Annotated in this window: 15 protein-coding genes; 9 read left to right on the top strand and 6 right to left on the bottom strand. The window is 54.6% G+C overall.

Annotated elements, in window-relative coordinates; translation table 11 throughout:
- Window positions 1-453: a twin-arginine translocation signal domain-containing protein gene (locus tag HMPREF9451_RS04585; protein WP_040626046.1), complete on the bottom strand. Its 453-nt coding sequence runs from the start codon at window positions 451-453 to the stop codon at window positions 1-3.
- Between the two features lie 173 nt (window positions 454-626).
- On the opposite strand from HMPREF9451_RS04585, the gene HMPREF9451_RS09405 reads away from it, so the two are divergent.
- The gene (locus tag HMPREF9451_RS09405) at window positions 627-2,807 is read left to right on the top strand and encodes a VgrG-related protein (protein ID WP_009139134.1); all 2,181 of its coding nucleotides are present in this window, start codon (window positions 627-629) and stop codon (window positions 2,805-2,807) included.
- Between the two features lie 217 nt (window positions 2,808-3,024).
- Here HMPREF9451_RS09405 and HMPREF9451_RS04570 read toward each other — a convergent pair whose 3' ends face one another.
- Genes HMPREF9451_RS04570 through HMPREF9451_RS04560 form a run of 3 tightly spaced genes read right to left on the bottom strand, consistent with a single transcriptional unit; the run spans window position 3,025 to window position 5,950 of the window.
- A complete protein-coding gene (locus HMPREF9451_RS04570) occupies window positions 3,025-4,224 on the bottom strand; it encodes a lipopolysaccharide biosynthesis protein (RefSeq protein ID WP_232204091.1) in 1,200 nt (399 codons plus the stop codon).
- Window positions 4,225-4,261: 37 nt separating this feature from the next.
- On the bottom strand, window positions 4,262-5,062 hold the full coding sequence (locus tag HMPREF9451_RS04565; RefSeq protein WP_009139132.1) for a LicD family protein: 801 nt from the start codon (window positions 5,060-5,062) through the stop codon (window positions 4,262-4,264).
- A gap of 9 nt (window positions 5,063-5,071) precedes the next feature.
- The gene (locus HMPREF9451_RS04560) at window positions 5,072-5,950 is read right to left on the bottom strand and encodes a glycosyltransferase family 2 protein (protein WP_009139131.1); all 879 of its coding nucleotides are present in this window, start codon (window positions 5,948-5,950) and stop codon (window positions 5,072-5,074) included.
- A gap of 178 nt (window positions 5,951-6,128) precedes the next feature.
- Between HMPREF9451_RS04560 and HMPREF9451_RS04555 the strand changes: the two genes are divergently transcribed.
- Entirely contained in the window at window positions 6,129-6,989 is an 861-nt protein-coding gene (locus tag HMPREF9451_RS04555; RefSeq protein WP_009139130.1) for a LicD family protein, read from the top strand.
- Window positions 6,979-8,133, top strand: a complete 1,155-nt coding sequence (locus HMPREF9451_RS04550; RefSeq protein WP_009139129.1) for a glycosyltransferase family 4 protein — start codon at window positions 6,979-6,981, stop codon at window positions 8,131-8,133. Before HMPREF9451_RS04555 ends, HMPREF9451_RS04550 begins: the two co-directional genes overlap by 11 nt.
- Here the strand turns inward: HMPREF9451_RS04550 and HMPREF9451_RS04545 are convergent.
- The gene (locus HMPREF9451_RS04545; protein WP_009139128.1) at window positions 8,130-8,486 is read right to left on the bottom strand and encodes a DUF2304 domain-containing protein; all 357 of its coding nucleotides are present in this window, start codon (window positions 8,484-8,486) and stop codon (window positions 8,130-8,132) included. The genes HMPREF9451_RS04550 and HMPREF9451_RS04545 overlap by 4 nt on opposite strands.
- A gap of 3 nt (window positions 8,487-8,489) precedes the next feature.
- Window positions 8,490-9,173, bottom strand: a complete 684-nt coding sequence (locus tag HMPREF9451_RS04540; RefSeq protein ID WP_009139127.1) for a glycosyltransferase family 2 protein — start codon at window positions 9,171-9,173, stop codon at window positions 8,490-8,492.
- Window positions 9,174-9,287: 114 nt separating this feature from the next.
- Between HMPREF9451_RS04540 and HMPREF9451_RS04535 the strand changes: the two genes are divergently transcribed.
- The 6 genes from HMPREF9451_RS04535 (at window position 9,288) to HMPREF9451_RS04510 (ending at window position 17,275) form a co-directional block, all read left to right on the top strand.
- The gene (locus HMPREF9451_RS04535; RefSeq protein ID WP_009139126.1) at window positions 9,288-11,435 is read left to right on the top strand and encodes a DUF6541 family protein; all 2,148 of its coding nucleotides are present in this window, start codon (window positions 9,288-9,290) and stop codon (window positions 11,433-11,435) included.
- Window positions 11,436-11,557: 122 nt separating this feature from the next.
- Window positions 11,558-12,493, top strand: a complete 936-nt coding sequence (locus HMPREF9451_RS04530; RefSeq protein ID WP_009139125.1) for a glycosyltransferase family 2 protein — start codon at window positions 11,558-11,560, stop codon at window positions 12,491-12,493.
- Window positions 12,494-12,528: 35 nt separating this feature from the next.
- Window positions 12,529-14,376 (top strand): polysaccharide biosynthesis protein, encoded by a 1,848-nt coding sequence (locus HMPREF9451_RS04525; RefSeq protein ID WP_009139124.1) that lies wholly within the window; start codon window positions 12,529-12,531, stop codon window positions 14,374-14,376.
- 78 nt (window positions 14,377-14,454) lie between these two features.
- Window positions 14,455-15,489 carry a glycosyltransferase family 2 protein gene (locus HMPREF9451_RS04520; protein ID WP_009139123.1) on the top strand — a complete coding sequence of 345 codons (1,035 nt, stop codon included), beginning with the start codon at window positions 14,455-14,457 and terminating at the stop codon, window positions 15,487-15,489.
- Between the two features lie 66 nt (window positions 15,490-15,555).
- A complete protein-coding gene (locus tag HMPREF9451_RS04515; protein WP_148508518.1) occupies window positions 15,556-16,410 on the top strand; it encodes a LicD family protein in 855 nt (284 codons plus the stop codon).
- A 46-nt stretch (window positions 16,411-16,456) separates the two neighbouring features.
- Entirely contained in the window at window positions 16,457-17,275 is an 819-nt protein-coding gene (locus HMPREF9451_RS04510) for a LicD family protein (RefSeq protein WP_009139121.1), read from the top strand.
- Window positions 17,276-17,284 lie beyond the last annotated feature (9 nt).

Genomic DNA, 17,284 nt, shown 5'->3' with positions numbered 1-17,284 from the left:
CTATGGACTGGTTTGGATGATGAGGTTTTCGGCCCGCTCTGCTGGGTATTCTTCGCCGTTGACGACGAGCGTGACGGATTCGACGGCGCCCGTGTCAACACCTTGCGGCGGTGTGAGGATAAATTGGTGCAGGCAGAGGTCCATAGTGGCGGGACCCTCGCTCGATGCCATGGTCACGCGCAGATCGTTGCCCTGTATGCGGGCGGATTCGACGGCAGGAACGGGGATAGAGCCTGCCGCGAATTGCAGCTGTACTGTCCCGTTATCCCTGAACATCCAAGCGTTTCCCATGATGACGTCTTCGTTCGGCCCTGCGGCAAGAAGCCCCAGGGATTCATCGTATATTGCCGTCCAAGTCACATCGTCGGAGCTTGCGCATCCCGTCAGGGCCGATGCGCACATAGCCGCCGTGCCGACGCCGAGTAGTTTCATGAATGTTCTCCTGGATAACATCGTTGTTGTTTCCCTTTTTTTCGAGGAGCGTTTTTCTGGGATAGGTAGGCCTGCGGAGAAAGTAGGAGTCGATTATAAGTTGTTTCGTGTATTTCCGTAATTGTTGCGATTCCTCTTGCTCATAATTCATAATTAGTCTTTACGCTTTTGGATATCTTGCAGAGAGGGGCTCTATGAACCTTGCATCAAAAATTCTTGCTGCGAGCGTTGCGTTCTCGCTTTCGCTGTTTGCTCCTGTTGTTCCTGCCGTAGCGCAGGATGAATCTGATTTGGACCAGGCGGCATCATCGCCTTATAGTGCTGAGGTCCAAATCGAAGAAGAATCCTCCACTTACGAGGAAGAACCTAATAGTTCGTCCTCTTTGTCTGGCGAGGGTTCTCTCGACGCGCCTGGTTCGTCCAATGAGCTCGATGCTACCGATGGAGAAGCATCTAACGAATCTTATACGCTCGCAGAAACGACGGAATCCTCTGAAGAGGTGCCATCCTACAACAAGGCCGACTTCTACGAAGAAGACGATGAATCCGCCGTTATGATGTCCTCGGATAGCCAGCGTGCCGCATCGATTAGCCCGATGTATCTTTCGGATGAAATGAAGTATTTTGCCAAGTACGAGAGCAGCTGCAATTACGATCAGGGTTTTAGCTGGGGAGACGGCTATCACGCGCTGGGTTACTACCAGTTCGACCACCGCTACGGATTGAGGGATTTCTTGCTGGCTTGCTATGCCTACGACTCTGCTACGTATTTGATGTTCGGCCAGTTTGCCAGCGTTTCTTCGGCTGATTTCCGAGATGAAAACGCTATTCGCAAGAACGGTGAATTCACCGACCTGGGCAACAAGCTTAATGCCGCATGGCATGCGGCATACGCTGCGAATCCTTCCGAGTTTGCGGCGCTTCAGGATGGCTGGGCGTACGTTAACTATTACCTTCCTGCGGAAGATTATTTGGCAAGTCGCGGAATCGACATCTCCAATCGTGCGGATTGCGTAAAGGGTCTGTGCTGGGGAATGTCTAATCTTTTCGGTACAGGTGGCTGGCGTAAGTTCGTCGGAGGCTGGACTAACGGCTATGACTGGAACGGAGTATGGCAGAGCAGCTACAACTGGCCGGGTTGCGGGTTGAATAACTCCATGACCGACCGTGAGTTCGTTACGACATTGTGCAATTACGTGGTAGACAACGTCGCCGTGTTTTACAAGGCTCAACCTCAGTATCACGCCGGTTGGCAGAATCGGTACAGAAACGAACTCAAAGATTGTCTGTCCATGCTCAAAGAGGACGGTTGGGTCAGGGCTGGCTCCGAGTGGAAATATGCCGAAGAGGGCGTTTATGTCACCAACGATTGGAGGAGCATCGGGGGTGCTTGGTATTGGTTCGGTTCTAGCGGAAATGCCGCTCGTTCCACGTTTGCCCAGGTCGACGGCTTGTGGTATTACTTTGATGACTCTTGCGCCATGGTAACTGGCTGGGTTTCCGATGCTGGCCATTGGTACTATATGAACGGATCGGGCGTCATGCAGAGCGGATGGGCCTCCATTGACGGTCACTGGTACTTCCTCAACCCCGAGCATGATGGCTATTTCGGAGCCATGGCTACGGGCTGGCTTCTTGAAGGCGGCGAATGGTACTGGCTTGCCAATGATGGCGCCATGCGAAATGGATGGGAATATATAGACGGAAAATGGTACTGGTTCGATCGCTCTGGCGTTATGGCCAAGGGTATCGTTCAGGTCGGCTCTGACGTGTATTGGCTTTCCGATACTTCAGGCGCAATGCAAACCGGTTGGCTTGCCATCCAAGGCAAATGGCACTATTTCACCGAAAGCGGCCGAATGGCTACTGGATGGGTTTCTGTCGGTGGCGCCTGGTATCTTCTTGACGATGAGGGTTCCATGCTAACGGGATGGCAGCTAGAGGGCGATACGTGGTATTACTTCGCCGGGAGCGGCGCCATGCAGTCTGGCTGGAACTTTATTAATGGAGACTGGTATTTTCTCAATACGAAGCACGACGGATTCTTTGGCGCCATGCTGACCGGTTGGCAGAAAGATGGTGGTTTGTGGTACTTCCTTAACGAATCTGGCATCATGCGCTCCGGATGGATTTTTGTCGATGGGTCGTGGTATTTGCTCAATGACAAGGCAGACGGTTCCTGCGGCGCCATGCTAACTGGCTGGCAACTCGTTGACGGGAAGTGGTATTACATGAGAGCCTCGGGGGTCATGGAGCGCAACTGCTGGATCGGGGACTACTACGTTGCGAATGATGGTTCCATGGCCGTTGACACTTGGATTGACGGATATTATGTCGATGGCAGCGGCAAGTGGGTCCCTGGGAAGACGCGATAATAACCGATTGAGCATGCTTGCCGTGATTGTCAAGTCCGGCATGATGAAAATAGGACGCCCTTGCTCTTGAGCGCGAAAGAGACGCCAAGAGCAAGGGCGTCCTTGTTTCGGAATCTGATGTTGGAGCAAGGACCGAGTGTTGGTCGGTTGGTTCTTGTTCTTGATTGCGCAGGGAAGGAATTCGATGCGTTCCGATGTCGAGTGCGCGTAGGTCGAGCTACTTCTTTTTGCGCTTCTGTTCGATTGCGCTTAGGGCGACCATGCTCGCAATTCCCGCAAGATAAGAGATAATGATCGAAAAGCTCACGCCGTTTCCTCCGTAAAGCGGTACGAGGAAAAGCGACGAGGGAATGGTGACGGCAAGCGAAATCACATTGCCTATGAGTGCGTTTTTGAATTGGCGGATGGTTACAAGCAGGTCGTTTGCAAACCACAGCAATGCCGAAACCGCCGTCATGACGGAGACGGGCAGGATGAGGTCAAGATGCGCAGAGATGCTTTCTCCAAATACAAGAGGGAGAATCCACGGGCCGAGCAACATATACCCCGCAATTCCTGCAATTCCAAGTGCCGCAATCGCCGCAAGCGCACGGCCGAACAGCTTACGAAAGCCCGTTATGTCGCCGCTGATATAACGTTGGGAAAAAAGGCTGAGCAAAGGGTTGTAAATATAGCTTGCGCCCATTTGGATGACGGCTGCCGGAGCTGCTACTGATGCGTATACGCCAAGCGCTGCGTCACCGCCTAGGATGGAGAGGTATTGGCGCGGCACCGAGGGCACTACCGCGCAAGCGATTGCCGCCAGAACGATGGGCAGACAGTAGGCCAGCAGATGCAGGACCTTCTCCTTGGCTATCCCCAGCTTTATCCGGGAAAACATGCGTGTTCTAGGAAGGTCGTAAACCAATCCCACGATACACGTCACAACAAGCATCCCTGCAATGGCCGCTTCGATGGAGCTGGTACACGCGAGTACTGTGCAAAAAACGACAAATGTGCCAATGCCCTGGAGCATGAGGGATTTTCCTATGTAATCCATGCGCATGTTCAGCTGGTCTTCGCCGTGGAGGACATCTATAACCAGCGATGCGATTTTAAAAAGCGCATAGAGAAGGATGGCGACGAACGTACTGCTCGGGCAAGTCAGCGCCGCATAGACCAAGCATCCTGCGAACGCGGCGGCACAGGTGATTATGCGAAACGTAGCGTATTCGCCAAGTGTGTTTTCGCGTTTGACATCGGATACCTGGTAGGTATACATGCGGTATATCGCCAAGGGCGAAAAGATATTGAACACCGTCATGGCAAGCGCAAGGACGCCGGCTGCATCATAGCCTGAAGACAGGCGCACGATAACGATGGTGATGGCCCATTGCAGCGCAAGATAGGTAAGCGACCCAGCGGAATTCCAGAGCATGTTGCGCCCGATGCTTAATTCGGCAGGTTTCTTTTTACTAGGCGCGTCCATCAAGTCTCCAGTAGGCTTCGAAATCGTGCGCTGTCCGCTTCTCGACAGGTGGCAGGGTCATATAGTCGTCGTAAAGAGACGTCAGGTATGCGTCGTAGTCGCGCGGGGCAAAGAATGGCTCGCCTTCGAATTCCACCTCGATGGAGTCGAGCACGGAAGAGGGCTGCCGTTCGCGCGGCCCGTAGCCGAACAAGAGCATTCCGCGGTCGGTGCAGGCTTCGTCTCCTGCATTGCGCGCGACCTCGTCCATCTTCGCTGCGGCGGCATAAATGTCGATTCTCTCGAAAAGGGGTGTTGTCAGCTTCTTGATGAGTTTGCGAGTGGCTGACGTTGCCGTTTCTGGATTCGCCGTTGCAAGCGCATACAGCATCTGGTAACGATTGCAGGTTTTGAAAGGCCTGTCGTTTGCGGGGAGTAGGTCAAGCGGGAAGATATCGACCCAGACACCCGTTTGGTAGCGTGGGTTTACGTACTTCTCGAATACGACAGTGCGGGGGTCGACCACCTTGAAGAAAGGATAGATCGAACTTTTATCGCGATAGGAAAGCAGCTTGAATTTCCCCGAAGAATGGAGGGGGTATTCGACGAAGAAGCGTTCGTAGTCTTCGCGCGGCATGGCTATATCGATGTCGTCGTCCCAAGGAATGAAGCCTCGGTGGCGTATTGCCCCAAGCAGCGTGCCGGAATTGAGCTGATAGCGCAGATTGCACTTGCGGCAGAAGGCGTCAATATCACGAAGAATATCGAGTTCGATTTGCTTTACCTGGTCTAAGGCGATTGGTTGCATCGGAGTCTCTTATCTATAGACGGTTTTGACGAGGATGTAGGCGGGAAGCCAGGCGAGTGCCGTGACGAATCTATGCGGCGAAGCGGCCGATCCGTGCTTTGTGTTGCTCAAAATGCATCCGACCTGATAGAGGATTGAGTTGTAGAACTGTAGATAGAGCGTATCGGAATATCTGATGTACATGAGCTTGAGCTTTTTGTATCCGATCGGGTTTTCTTTCGTCACCTTGCGAACGTTGCTCGTGTAGCCGTCGGAAAGGTATTCGCGCGTCATGAGGATTTTGTCGACAACGCGCAGGCAATAGTGCTGGTCTATCTGATGGTACACATAGGGTTCGGCGATGAACTTCTCGCCAGGCTCTACGTCGAAGGGGAATTGTTTCAGGATTTCCGTCCTGTAGATCGGGGCGGAGTCGCCCTTGTGACCGTATTTATAGTACAGGTCCCAAAACGTTAGGGTGCTTACCCCTTTTGGCATAGAGGTGCCAAGAGGTTTTCCGTCGCGCCCCCCGCACAGGCCGACAAGGCCGGCGATCCTTCGGTCGCTTGCCGCATCGCTCCATTGGCGTTCTATTTCTTCGGTGACATGCGGCGGAAGCACGTCGTCTGAATCAACGCAGAAGAAAAGCTCGTTTTCGCAATGCGCCACTCCGGTATTGTGAGCGCGTTGCTTCCCGCCGTTTTCTTGCTTGATGTACTCGATCGGAAACGGGCTGGCTGCCATGAAGCTCTCGACGACTTCTTCAGTATTGTCGGTAGACCCGTCGTCCACAATGAGCCATCGAAAGTTAAGGGCCTTTTGTTGCTTGAGGCTCTCGAAAAGGTTCGGCAGGCAGAATGCCCGCTCGTATGTGGGGGTGAAGATGCATAGTAATTCCATGTCGTTCATGCTATGGAATGCCGTCATTTTGCGCAAGGGTGTGTATGCTTATTCTTCGTTTTGACAAGGCGGCCTCAAAGCCGCCTTGCTCCTGCGGTATCGAGGCGGCTTAGGCACGGCTTTGCCCGTGCGGCCCATCCGTGTCGCGGGGTTGCTTTTGGCGGGCTGAGGAAAGGGGAGCGTCCGCGTGGAGGATTCTGCGGCATTGAAAAAACTCCAGTCCATCGAGCTGGAGATTTTACTTACGGTCTCGGATTTTTGCAAAACTCACGGTATTTCATGGTTTATGGACGCGGGAACGCTTCTCGGGGCGGCGCGTCACGGCGGATTCATTCCGTGGGATGACGATATAGACATCGGGATGTTGCGTCAGGACTACGATTGCTTCGTGAATCTCGCCCAACACGGTTTGCCCGACGGCTACGAGCTGCAGACGTTCGAGAACAACGAAGCGTTCGCGGGGCACTTCGCAAAGGTGTGCAAGACGGGTACGGAATTTCGCACAAAAGAAACCGCGGAGGCCGGCAATCGCCAGGGAATCTTCATCGATATATTTCCCTACGATACGCTTGCGGAAGATGCCGCCGTGCGTAGCCGCCAGCAGAAGCGTTCGTGCTTGTGGCAATCTCTTTCATACCTGTATCACGCGAAAACGATCACCGTTCCTCACAAGGGTGTTCTCGGCGCCGTCGAACGTTTCGGATGCCGTGTGTGCCATGTTCTCGTGAGGACGTTTTTTACGAGGGCCCGCATCGCACAAGGTTCCGAACGGGCGCGTTATGCGTCGGTCCCGCAGTCGAACGAGTGCAAGATCTTAGCATGGGCGCCGATGGGCTCTTGTCCGGTAGACGGCCTGATCCGCACGTCTTCCGTGTCGTTTTGTGGGCACGATTTGCCTGCGCCGCTCGATTACGAAGCGCATTTGAGCAATATGTATGGCGACTGGCGCACGTTACCTGCGCCCGAGGATAGGCGGACCCACCTTCCGCAGCTCATTGATTTCGGGGACGGTACGCTATGGCGTGAGGAGGAGCGCCATGGAGCGTAAGCGGTATGCGATCTTTTCAGCTCAGTTTCTTCCTCATATTGGCGGCGTGGAATTCTACACGGACAATCTTGCGCGCGAACTTGCGCGAAGGGGCCACGAGGTCGTGGTGGTCGCAAGCGCTATGCCGGATGCTCCCGAATACGAAGTGACCGAATCCGGCGTCGAGGTATTCAGGCTTCCAAGCTTTCAGCTTATTGGCGGGCGTATGCCCGTGCCGCGCCGCAACGGCTCCTTTCGCCGCATGCTGAATGAAGTCTCGTCTCGTTCCTATGACGGTATCTTGGTGAATACGCGCTTTTACCTTCACTCTCTTGTCGGTTTGAAGATGGCAAAGCGTCTTGGCCTGTGTCCTGTTCTGTGCGAGCACGGTTCCGCGTATCTTACGTTTGGCAACGCATTGTTGGATAAGGCCGTTGTGGCGTACGAGCATATGATAACCGCGCTGGTCAAGCGTTATTCGCCCGATGCGTATGCGGTATCCGGCAAGGGCATTGCGTGGTTGCACACCTTCGGTATTCAGGCGAAGGGGCTGCTGAGCAATTCCATCGATGCGGACGCCTTCGTGGCCCAGGCGTCTTCTCGCGATTTTCGCGCGGAGCTCGGCGTTGCCCGCGATGCGCTTCTGGTTTCGTTCGTGGGCAGGCTTGCGCCCGAAAAAGGCGTCGCGTCGCTGCTCGAGGCCATGTCGGTGCTCGAGAAGGAAGGCGTCGCGGCTCTTTTGGTCATGGCGGGGGACGGCCCTTTGCGCGGGATGGTGGAGCAATGCGGTCTTGAGAACGTGAAGTTCGTAGGACCTCTCGATAGGGGTGATGTTGCGGCTTTGCAGCTTCAGGCCGATGCGTTCTGCCTGCCGAGCAGGTCGGAGGGTTTTTCGACCGCTCTGCTTGAGGCTGCGAGCTGCGGGGTCGCGCCTGTTGCCACCGACGTGGGGGGAGTGCGGGAAATCGTGGCGGACGATTCATGCGGAATCGTGCTTGCAAACGCGTCTCCAGACTCTATTGCGCAAGCCTTGCGCCTTCTGGCGAGCGACCGAACGTATACGAGGCAATGCGCGAAGCGATGCGCAGCACGCGTAAGGGATCGGTTCTCCTGGGCGCATACCGCCGATGCTTTTATCGAAGCCTGCGAGAGAGCCCGTCGTTAGGCTGCGTTGTTCTTCTCGGAATCGCGTTCGTGCCTGTCGAGCGCGATTTCTTGCGCGAGCGTATCAACCTTTCTGCGCAAAAGGCTGACTTTCGTGGTAAGGGAGAACATGCGGTAGAGCAGGATGGCGATGATGGCGAAAAAGACGAAGTTCGATGGAGAGTCGAATCCGAGCAGGTCTGATACTGCGTAGGAGACGGCTGGCACGATGGCTATCAGTACTAGAATGGCGCTGAACGCGAGCCAGAACAAGGCGTCTGAAGCCTCGAATTTCGATTTCCTGATCTTTCGAATGACGAAAAGAAGCACCAGGATTGCGCCGATGATGAGGACGATTCTTAGCGTTATGGACATGGGCTAGCTCCTGAACCATTGGACGAAGAGGATGGAAATACAGGCTCGTGCCATGTATTCGATAGAGCGCCCGAGCGTGAGATAGCTTTCGCCCGCTTCGCGCTCGCGCATGCTGACCTGCACTTCTTCGACGTGGGCTCCCTTGCGTATCAGGTATGCAAGGGAGTCGGGCTCCGGTCCGAAATCCGGCTTTTCGCTGAAACATGCAATCATAGGACGGCTGAAAAGCCTCATTCCCGACGTGGGGTCTTTAATGGAGGCGCCTGTGGTGATTTTGATAATGGTCGATATGAGGTTCGACCCCAGCATGCGGAGAGAGGCGGGCTTGCTTTCGGTGACGAAGCGCGATCCTATGACGATGTCCGCCTTCGTTTCTTCCATGGTGCGCACCATGGAAGAAATGTATGAAGGGATATGCTGCCCGTCCGCATCGAACTGGATGGCGGCGTCGTATCCGTTTCGTAGAGCATATTTCATGCCGGCCTGAAAGCCCCCTGTTAATCCGATGTTCACGGGAAGGTCGAGCATGGTGTATCCGTGCTCGCGGCAAAGAGCTTTCGTATTGTCCTTGGAGCCGTCGTTCACGATGACGTAGTCTATCCCCGGCGCTTCGCGCTCGAGCTCTTCGATGGTGGAGACGATCGAGTCTTCCTCGTTGTAAGCGGGTATGATGACAAGGAGTTTCATAGGCCATTTTCTCTTTATACACAGATTTGCCTATAATAGCACGTTACGCCAGGCTCATGCGCACTGTCGTTGTGCGGCGCGATGCTGCTCGTCGTTGCTGCAAAGGCGGGTGCCGTGCGCTGGGCTTTCTTGCATGAAGATTTCAACGGATGGTTTTACATGTGGTGTGACTTTGTATGGTGCGCGCTTGCTGCGACGCTGTTCTTGGCGCTTCCGGGCGTATTGCTGTGCCGCGCGTTTCGCTTTGACGCAACGGCTTCCCTGTGCTGTTCTTTCATGGCGGCTACGGCGCTGTATGCCGTGCTGGCTATGGTGCTGCCTTTGATGGGGGTAAAAGCGTCGTGGGTCGTTTTGCTGTGTCTTGCCCTGGCTTTGGCGGCATGTGCCTGGGCTGTCTCGCATTTTTGCGCGCGAGGAGCGGCGGTTGTTCTTACGGGTGATGCGCTCAGGCGCGTATGCTGCGGTCGATTGAGCGGCAACGCGGGACTCGTGGTTCTCTACGGCGCGATAGGCATCGCCGTCGTGTCCGTCATATTCGTTTGCAATATATCGAGTCCTGACGCCTTTTGGCGCGCATGGGATAACGTGCATCATCTCAGTTCGGTTCGCGCGTTCATGGAGTCGGGCAACTTTTCTTCGCTGACGACTACCTCGTATGCGACGGCCGCCGATGCGGCCGTGACTCCTTTTCCGGGGGAGGCGATGTTCTACCCGTCCGCTTGGCATTGTCTAGTCGCTATGGTTGCGCAGGCGGTAGGAGCGCAGCCCGCGCTTGCGGCAAACGCCGTGAATGCCGTTCTTATGGGCATTGTTCTTTCCCTGAGCATGTTTGCCCTTCTAAGGCGTCTGCTTCCGGCGTCTTTGTTTGTGTTGGCATGTGGCGCGGCCTGCGTCCTTGCCTTTGGAACGTTTCCGTGGGGCTTTTTGACGTTCGGCCCTTTGTATCCGAACCTCATGTCGTATGCGCTGCTTCCTGCGGCGGCCTTTGCATTTCTTACCGTCTTCGATAGGGGAATCGGCTGCGGCAGACGTGCTGCAAACATCGCCTTTTTCGTTATCGGTCTTGTTTCCTTGGCTCTTTCGCAGCCGAACGCCGTATTTTCGCTGGGCGTGTTTCTTGTTCCGTATTGCGTGATGCAGAGCCACCGCGGCGGCGTTTGCCTGCGGGATAAAAAAGGATGGAAAACAGCGCCGCTTCTGTGTGCGATTGCGTGCATTGCGGCGATCGCAGCGTTTTGGTTTTTGATGTATCACATGCCGTTTTTGCAGGGCGTCATCGAGTACAACTGGCCCGCGAAAGCCGATCCGAGCCAGGCGTTTGCCAGTCTTTTGATGATGTCTCACGGTTACGCCCCCGTGCAGCTTATTCTTGCGGCATTCGTTCTGACGGGTCTGGCTATTGCGCTGCGCCGTCCGGAGTATCGTTGGTTCGCCTGGTCGTACTTGTTCGCCTCGGCGATCTTTTTCGTAGATATGGCGTTCAACGGCGCAGTCAAGCATTTCATAGCGGGCTTCTGGTATACCGATCAGCTTCGCACTGGTTCTATGGCCGCCATATTCGCTGTGCCGCTGGCGGCTCTTGGCGCGCATCGCCTGGCAGATATTGCCGCCCTTGCCTTCGACCACCTTGTTTGTGTGGGCGCCTTTAGGGGCAAAAGGCCGTCCGTTATGGTGCGGCTTGGTTGTGCGGCGGTTCTTTTCGCTGCGATTTTCTATCCGAGCTTCGATATGTCCGGGCGCTTCTACGTGAATACAGCTTTTGGCGATATAAGTGCGCGCATTACGGCTCAAACGGATCCCGCGAAGGTTCACTACCTTGACGAAGAGGAGCGCGAATTTGTGCGGCGGGCATGTGAAATCGTCCCGAGCGACCAGGTTCTCCTCAACAGGCCCAACGACGGCAGCGTGTTTTTGTACGGCGCTGACGGCGTGAGGACCTACTATCGTTACCTCACCGGATATGAAGGGGGATGGGGGGAAAGCAGTCAGAGCGTTCTCATAAGGAAATCGCTATGCGACATTGCCGAAAACGCCGAAGTGCGCGATGCGGTGAAGTCCGTCGGCGCGCAGTACGTGCTCAACCTCGATGCGGGCTACGATGGCGATAAGCCAGGCGAAGGCGGCGCCAAGCGTCGTTTTCTTCCCTCAGACGGCATTCGTGACGAGTGGTGGTCGGGGATTTCCAGCATTGACGATGACACGCCTGGATTCGAAGTCGTGCTGAGCGAAGGCGATATGCGCTTGTATAAAATTACGATGTAGCTCAGCTCTGGTGTTCGAATGGAGTTAATCGACGTTTCAGCTTTTTGCAGTAAAATAACTTAGTTATGCATATTGCAATCGGATACCTTTGTCGCATCCTGAAAGAACGAATGGAAGAATGCATGCAAGATACAATTGCGGTGCTCATACCGTGTTATAACGAGGCTGTGACCATCGGCAAGGTGGTGGATGATTTCAAACGCGTCTTGCCCGAGGCCGATATCTACGTCTACGACAACAACTCTTCAGACGGCACGGCCAGTATCGCCCGCGATCGCGGTGCTATCGTGCGCCATGAATCCCGCCAGGGCAAAGGAAACGTGGTGCGCCAGATGTTTCGCGATATCGACGCGGACTACTACATCATGGTCGATGGCGATGACACCTATCCCGCCGAGTCTGCGCGTGATCTTCTTGCTCCCCTCATGGACGGTTCCGCTGATATGACGGTGGGCGACCGCTTATCCAACGGCAGTTACGGGGAGGAAAACGACCGCGCGTTCCATGGTTTCGGCAACAACCTTGTCCGATGGCTTATCAAGGCCATCTACGGCTACGGTTTCGATGACGTGATGACCGGGTATCGCGCATTTACGCGCTCTTTCGTCAAGACGATGCCCGTCCTGTCCACCGGATTTCAGATTGAAACGGAGATTTCGATCCATGCGGTGGATAAGGGCTGGAGGGTCGTGGATGTTCCGATCGAGTATCGCGACCGCCCCGAAGGAAGCGAATCGAAACTTTCCACGTTCGGTGACGGCGCAAAGGTTTTGATGGCCATCACGTCGCTGTGCAAAGACTACCGTCCCTTCGTGTTTTTCGGCCTTTTCGCACTTGTCTTTTTCGTGCTCGGGCTTATTGTGGGGTTGCCTGTGGTGTATGAGTTTTTCCAGACTTCGTATGTCACGAAATTCCCTTCGGCGCTGCTTGCCGTGGGGTTGGTATGCTGCGGTATGCTGTCCATTACGGCTGCAACCATTCTTGACACCGTTGCGAAAGCCCACCGCAAGCAATGGGAGCTCGAGGTGTATCGCGTCATGAAAGACCAATCGAACTAAACCGTGTTTCGATGCTGCAAGGAGATAGGATAGAGATGGAAGATATTAGGTTTACGCGACGCACGGCGCTTTTGATCGTGTGCGATATTCTTGCAACGTTTCTGGCGTTCTACTGCGCATCTGTTTTGACGGGGCTTGTGGGCGAGGTGTTCGCCACACACGAGATTTACTTCATTCTCGGCGTTCCTGTCGTGGTGAACCTTCTTATGTTCGCCGTGTTCAAGATGTACAACAATCTATGGGAATACGCGTCGGTCGATGATGCCATCCGCATCGTCATAGTGGTCGGGCTGAGCACGCTTATCTCGGCTGTGCTGCTGTGGATCTTGGGCGAATGGATTCCCATCAGGGTCTATTTCGTGGCCATGTTCCTTATGATTTTCTTCGTGGGCGGCACGCGCATGGTCTTCCGCATCGTGCGAAGCAAGAAGCGCAAGTTTTCTCCCGAGCACAGCGGCGACAAACGTCCTCGCACGCTTGTCGTGGGTGCGGGTGAAACGGGTTCCCTCGCCATCGACCGCATGGTCTCCAAGGACCCTCAGATGCCCGGTTTCCCCGTTGCCGTCGTGGACGATAACGAAGCAAAGCGCAATCTTCGTATTCACGGCGTGCGCGTCGTCGGCTCGAGCGATGACATCCAAGACATCGTCGATCGCCTGGGCATCGAGCAGATCGTCGTGGCCATTCCCTCGGCCACGCTTGAAGAGCGCAAGCGCATTTACGGCATCTGCACCAAGACCACCTGCCAGCTGCGCACGCTTCCCAACGTGCGCGAGCTTCGCGTGGATGAAATCAACGACGTGCAGCTGCGCGAGGTTGACGTGGCCGACTTGTTGGGCCGCGAAGAAGTGGTGCTCAATACGCGCATGGTGAGCGGATACCTTGCCGGCAAAACCGTCCTGGTTACCGGCGGCGGTGGCTCTATCGGTTCTGAGCTGTGCCGTCAGGTGTGCGCCGTGGCGCCGAAGCGCGTGATTATCTTCGACATGTACGAAAACGACGCCTACATGCTGCGTAACGAGCTTCTGTCTAAGTATGACGATATCGAGTGCGAAGTCGAAATCGGCAGCGTATGTGATGTCGACCGTCTGCGCGATGTGTTCGTGAAATACCAGCCTGCCGCCGTTTTCCACGCTGCCGCCCACAAACACGTCCCCTTGATGGAGATGTGTCCGCGCGAAGCCATCCAGAACAATGTGTTTGGCACTTTGAATACGGTGCGTCTGGCGCATGAGTTCAAGGTCAATCGCTTCATCTTCATTTCCACCGACAAAGCGGTCAACCCCACAAGCGTCATGGGTGCTACCAAGCGCATGGGCGAAATGATCATCCAGCATTATGCGCAGGCGTCCGAAACCGTCTATACCGCTGTTCGCTTCGGCAATGTGCTCGGCAGCAACGGCAGCGTCATTCCGCTGTTCAAGCGCCAGATCTCCGCAGGCGGCCCCATTACGGTCACGCATCCCGATATCGAACGCTTCTTCATGACCATTCCCGAGGCGTCCCGTCTGGTCATCCAGGCAGGTGGCATGGCGAAGGGCGGCGAAATCTTCATTCTCGATATGGGCGATCCCGTCAAGATCGTGGACTTGGCCAAGAGTCTCATTCAGCTTTCCGGCCTTGAGGTGGATAAGGACATCAAGATTGTCTACACCGGCCTGCGCGAGGGCGAGAAGATGTATGAAGAGCTGCTCATGAACGAAGAAAACACCATCCCCACCAAGATGAAGGGCATCATGATCTCTACGGGCAAAGAAGTGGGCTACAGCGAGGTTGACCGCAAGCTGAACGAGCTTAAAGAAGCCATGGCGGGCGATGATGAAACGGCTCTTCACGTGCTCGAGCACGTGGTTCCCACGTATACGATTACGCACAATTCGTAACAATCCATTTGGCTGCGTTCTGTCAATGCAAAGTGATGGGCACGGCTCACACGACGCTCAATCATGGGTGGGGGTTTCATGGAAAAGCATCACGTTGAACCGATAAATTTGGTCTCTGTGGCTATTGTCGCCCATAACGAGGAGGCTTGCATTAAAGATATAATCGGCGACATTCTTTCGCAGGATTTTCCTCATGACAGGATGGAACTGCTTTTTATCGACAGCGCTTCGACGGATTTCACCAAATTGGCGATGACGGAGTTTGCGCAAAGCGACGACGCGTGCGAATTTTCTCGCGTGATAGTGCTCGATAACGATAAAAAGATTCTTCCCGCTGGCTGCAATGTTGCTTTTGCTCATTTTTCCGGTGATGCGTTCGTGAGAATCGACGCTCATGCCAGGATTCCTTCCGACTTTATTCATCGTAACGTTGAGATTCTTCAGGAGGGTGAGGACGTGTGCGCCGGCCCTCGACCGACCATGGCGTTTCCTGAGACCGGTTGGACGAATACGCTGCTCGTAGCAGAGGACTCGGCGTTTGGAAGTTCGGTTGCTGACTACCGCTTCCGTTCTGAAAAATTGTATGTTTCCGCCGCCTTTCACGCCATGATGCGTCGTGAGGTTATCGAGGCCGTCGGCCTCTATGACGAACGGTTGGTGCGTACGGAGGATAATGATTATTTCTATCGAATTCGCATGGCAGGCTATAAAATCCGTTTCGACGGCCGCATCTTCTCGCAGCAGCACGCACGCGCTTCCCTGCGCCGTGTGGCGAAGCAGAAATACGGCAATGGCTATTGGGTGGGACGGACGCTGTTCATTCAGCCGAAGTGCTTGAAGGCGTACCATTTCGCGCCGTTCGTTTTCGTGCTGGGCATTCTTGCGCTGGTTATTGCAGGCTTTGCGGCATCGTGGATTCCGTTTCTTGCATGTGGGGCGGCCTATCTGCTGATTTGCGTTGCCTTGGCCATACGTGCTGCTGTGCAGTCGCCGAAACGGTGCATCGCTTTCGCCGCGCTTCCAGTCGTGTTCTTCACCATCCATATCACGTATGGCGCAGGAACGTGCGTAGGCATTGCGCGCGGCTTGTTCGATAGGCTTCGCGGTCGATAGGCTGTCTTTACGCCATTTTGGTCGAGCGTGCATTTCGGCTGCGACGGCGCTACGATAAGAAAGGCAATGGGTGAAACCATGGCAACGGATTCTAATTTGAGAAAGCTCCAGCTCACCGAGCTTGCGCTTATGCAGGATTTCGATCGCATGTGCAAAAAGCACGGCTTGCGTTACTATCTGCTCGGCGGAACGCTCTTAGGCGCCGTGCGCCATGGCGGCTTCATTCCTTGGGATGACGATGTGGACCTGTGCATGCCGCGCGAAGACTACATGCGTTTTTTGGAAATAGCCCCCGCCGAGCTCGCCGGCAAACCCGGCATCGGCCTGGTAAGCGTCTACTCCGATGAAACGTATCGTCAAGGCATGGCGAAGATTACGGATTCGTCCGTTCAGGTCATCAATCGCTCCGCCAACGAGGATCGTTACGAAGAGGCGTGGATTGATATCATCCCCATGGATGGTTTTCCTACTGGTTTTGCGGCGGTCGCGCACAAAATCCGTCTGATGTTTTGGCGCGTGATGGATTGCACGGCTGAATTCGACTACGTGATCGATACTAAGCGCGACCGCGGCTTTGTCGGAAATCTCATGGTGAAGGCTATCGGGTTGTTCAGCAAGGTGGTGCGCCCTTACGGAGACGACTTCCATCGTGTGCTCATGAACACCGAAAACTGTCTGCGCCGTTACGCATACGACGAATCGCCTCGCGCGATCAACTTGCATGCTGCGCGCGGTTTCCGTGAAATTTTCGATCGTGAATGGCTCGGAGAAGGCAGACCGGTCATGTTCGAAGGTGTCGAGTTTGTTGCTCCCGCCAATATCGAAGCCGTGCTCACGGCGATTTACGGACCCGATTACATGACTCCGCCGCCTGAAGGCGAACGCAACTGGCATAATTCCGAAATCATCGTGTCCGAATAAAGACTTGTTTTGGGTGCCTAAGTTACAGGTTGTTCAAGGGGTGCTGATGACTGAAAATAAATCCTATCTTTCTCTTAAAGAAATGCAGCAAGTTTCGCTCGAGACGGTTTTGGAACTGGATTCTTTCCTCAAGGAACACGGTATTCCCTATATGCTCTGCGGCGGAACAATGCTTGGCGCAGCGCGCCATAAGGGCTTCATTCCTTGGGATGACGATATCGATTTAATGATGATGCGTGACGATTACGATAGGCTTGTATCGCTCGCTCCCGAAATTGCCAACATGCCTAATCGCAAGCTAGTATCCGCCGCCGACGGTACGTTCGCTCGCGACTACGCACGGTATGTACGCATGGATTACGGCAAAGACGAAGACGATATTGCGGAAACCGACTGCCCTTATTTGGGTCTGGATATTTTTCCGATCGACTATATTCCCGACGACCAGGATCTGTTTCTCAAACAGATCAAACAGCGCAGGCCCTATCTGGAAATGATGGTTGCTTATTCGTCTCCTTTTAACGCTGGCAGCACGTTTCTCAAGAAGCAGTTTCGCAACGTCTTGCGCGTTGTGGCGAAGCTATACGGTCCGTTCAATGCGGCCCGCAAGTCCATTGGCATCTGCTCGCGTTATCGTAACGAGCCTCAGCATGATATCGCTATTGTATGCGGCATGTACGGCGAGCGTGAGCGTTGGCCCATTTCGGAATGCTTCCCGCTGGTGGAGGTGCCTTTCGAGGGGCATATGCTTCCCGCTCCTCACGGCTATGTGCGCTATCTTTCCGGCATCTATGGACAGAATTTCATGGACCTCCCGCCTGAAGACAAGCGCCGCCCACAGCACATTCGTATTTGGAAACTTTAATCGATCGGA

The organism is Slackia piriformis YIT 12062 (assembly GCF_000296445.1).
Taxonomy (GTDB): domain Bacteria; phylum Actinomycetota; class Coriobacteriia; order Coriobacteriales; family Eggerthellaceae; genus Slackia; species Slackia piriformis.
Note: the sequence above shows the minus strand (reverse complement) of the source record. Positions and strands in the feature narration are given on the sequence as shown.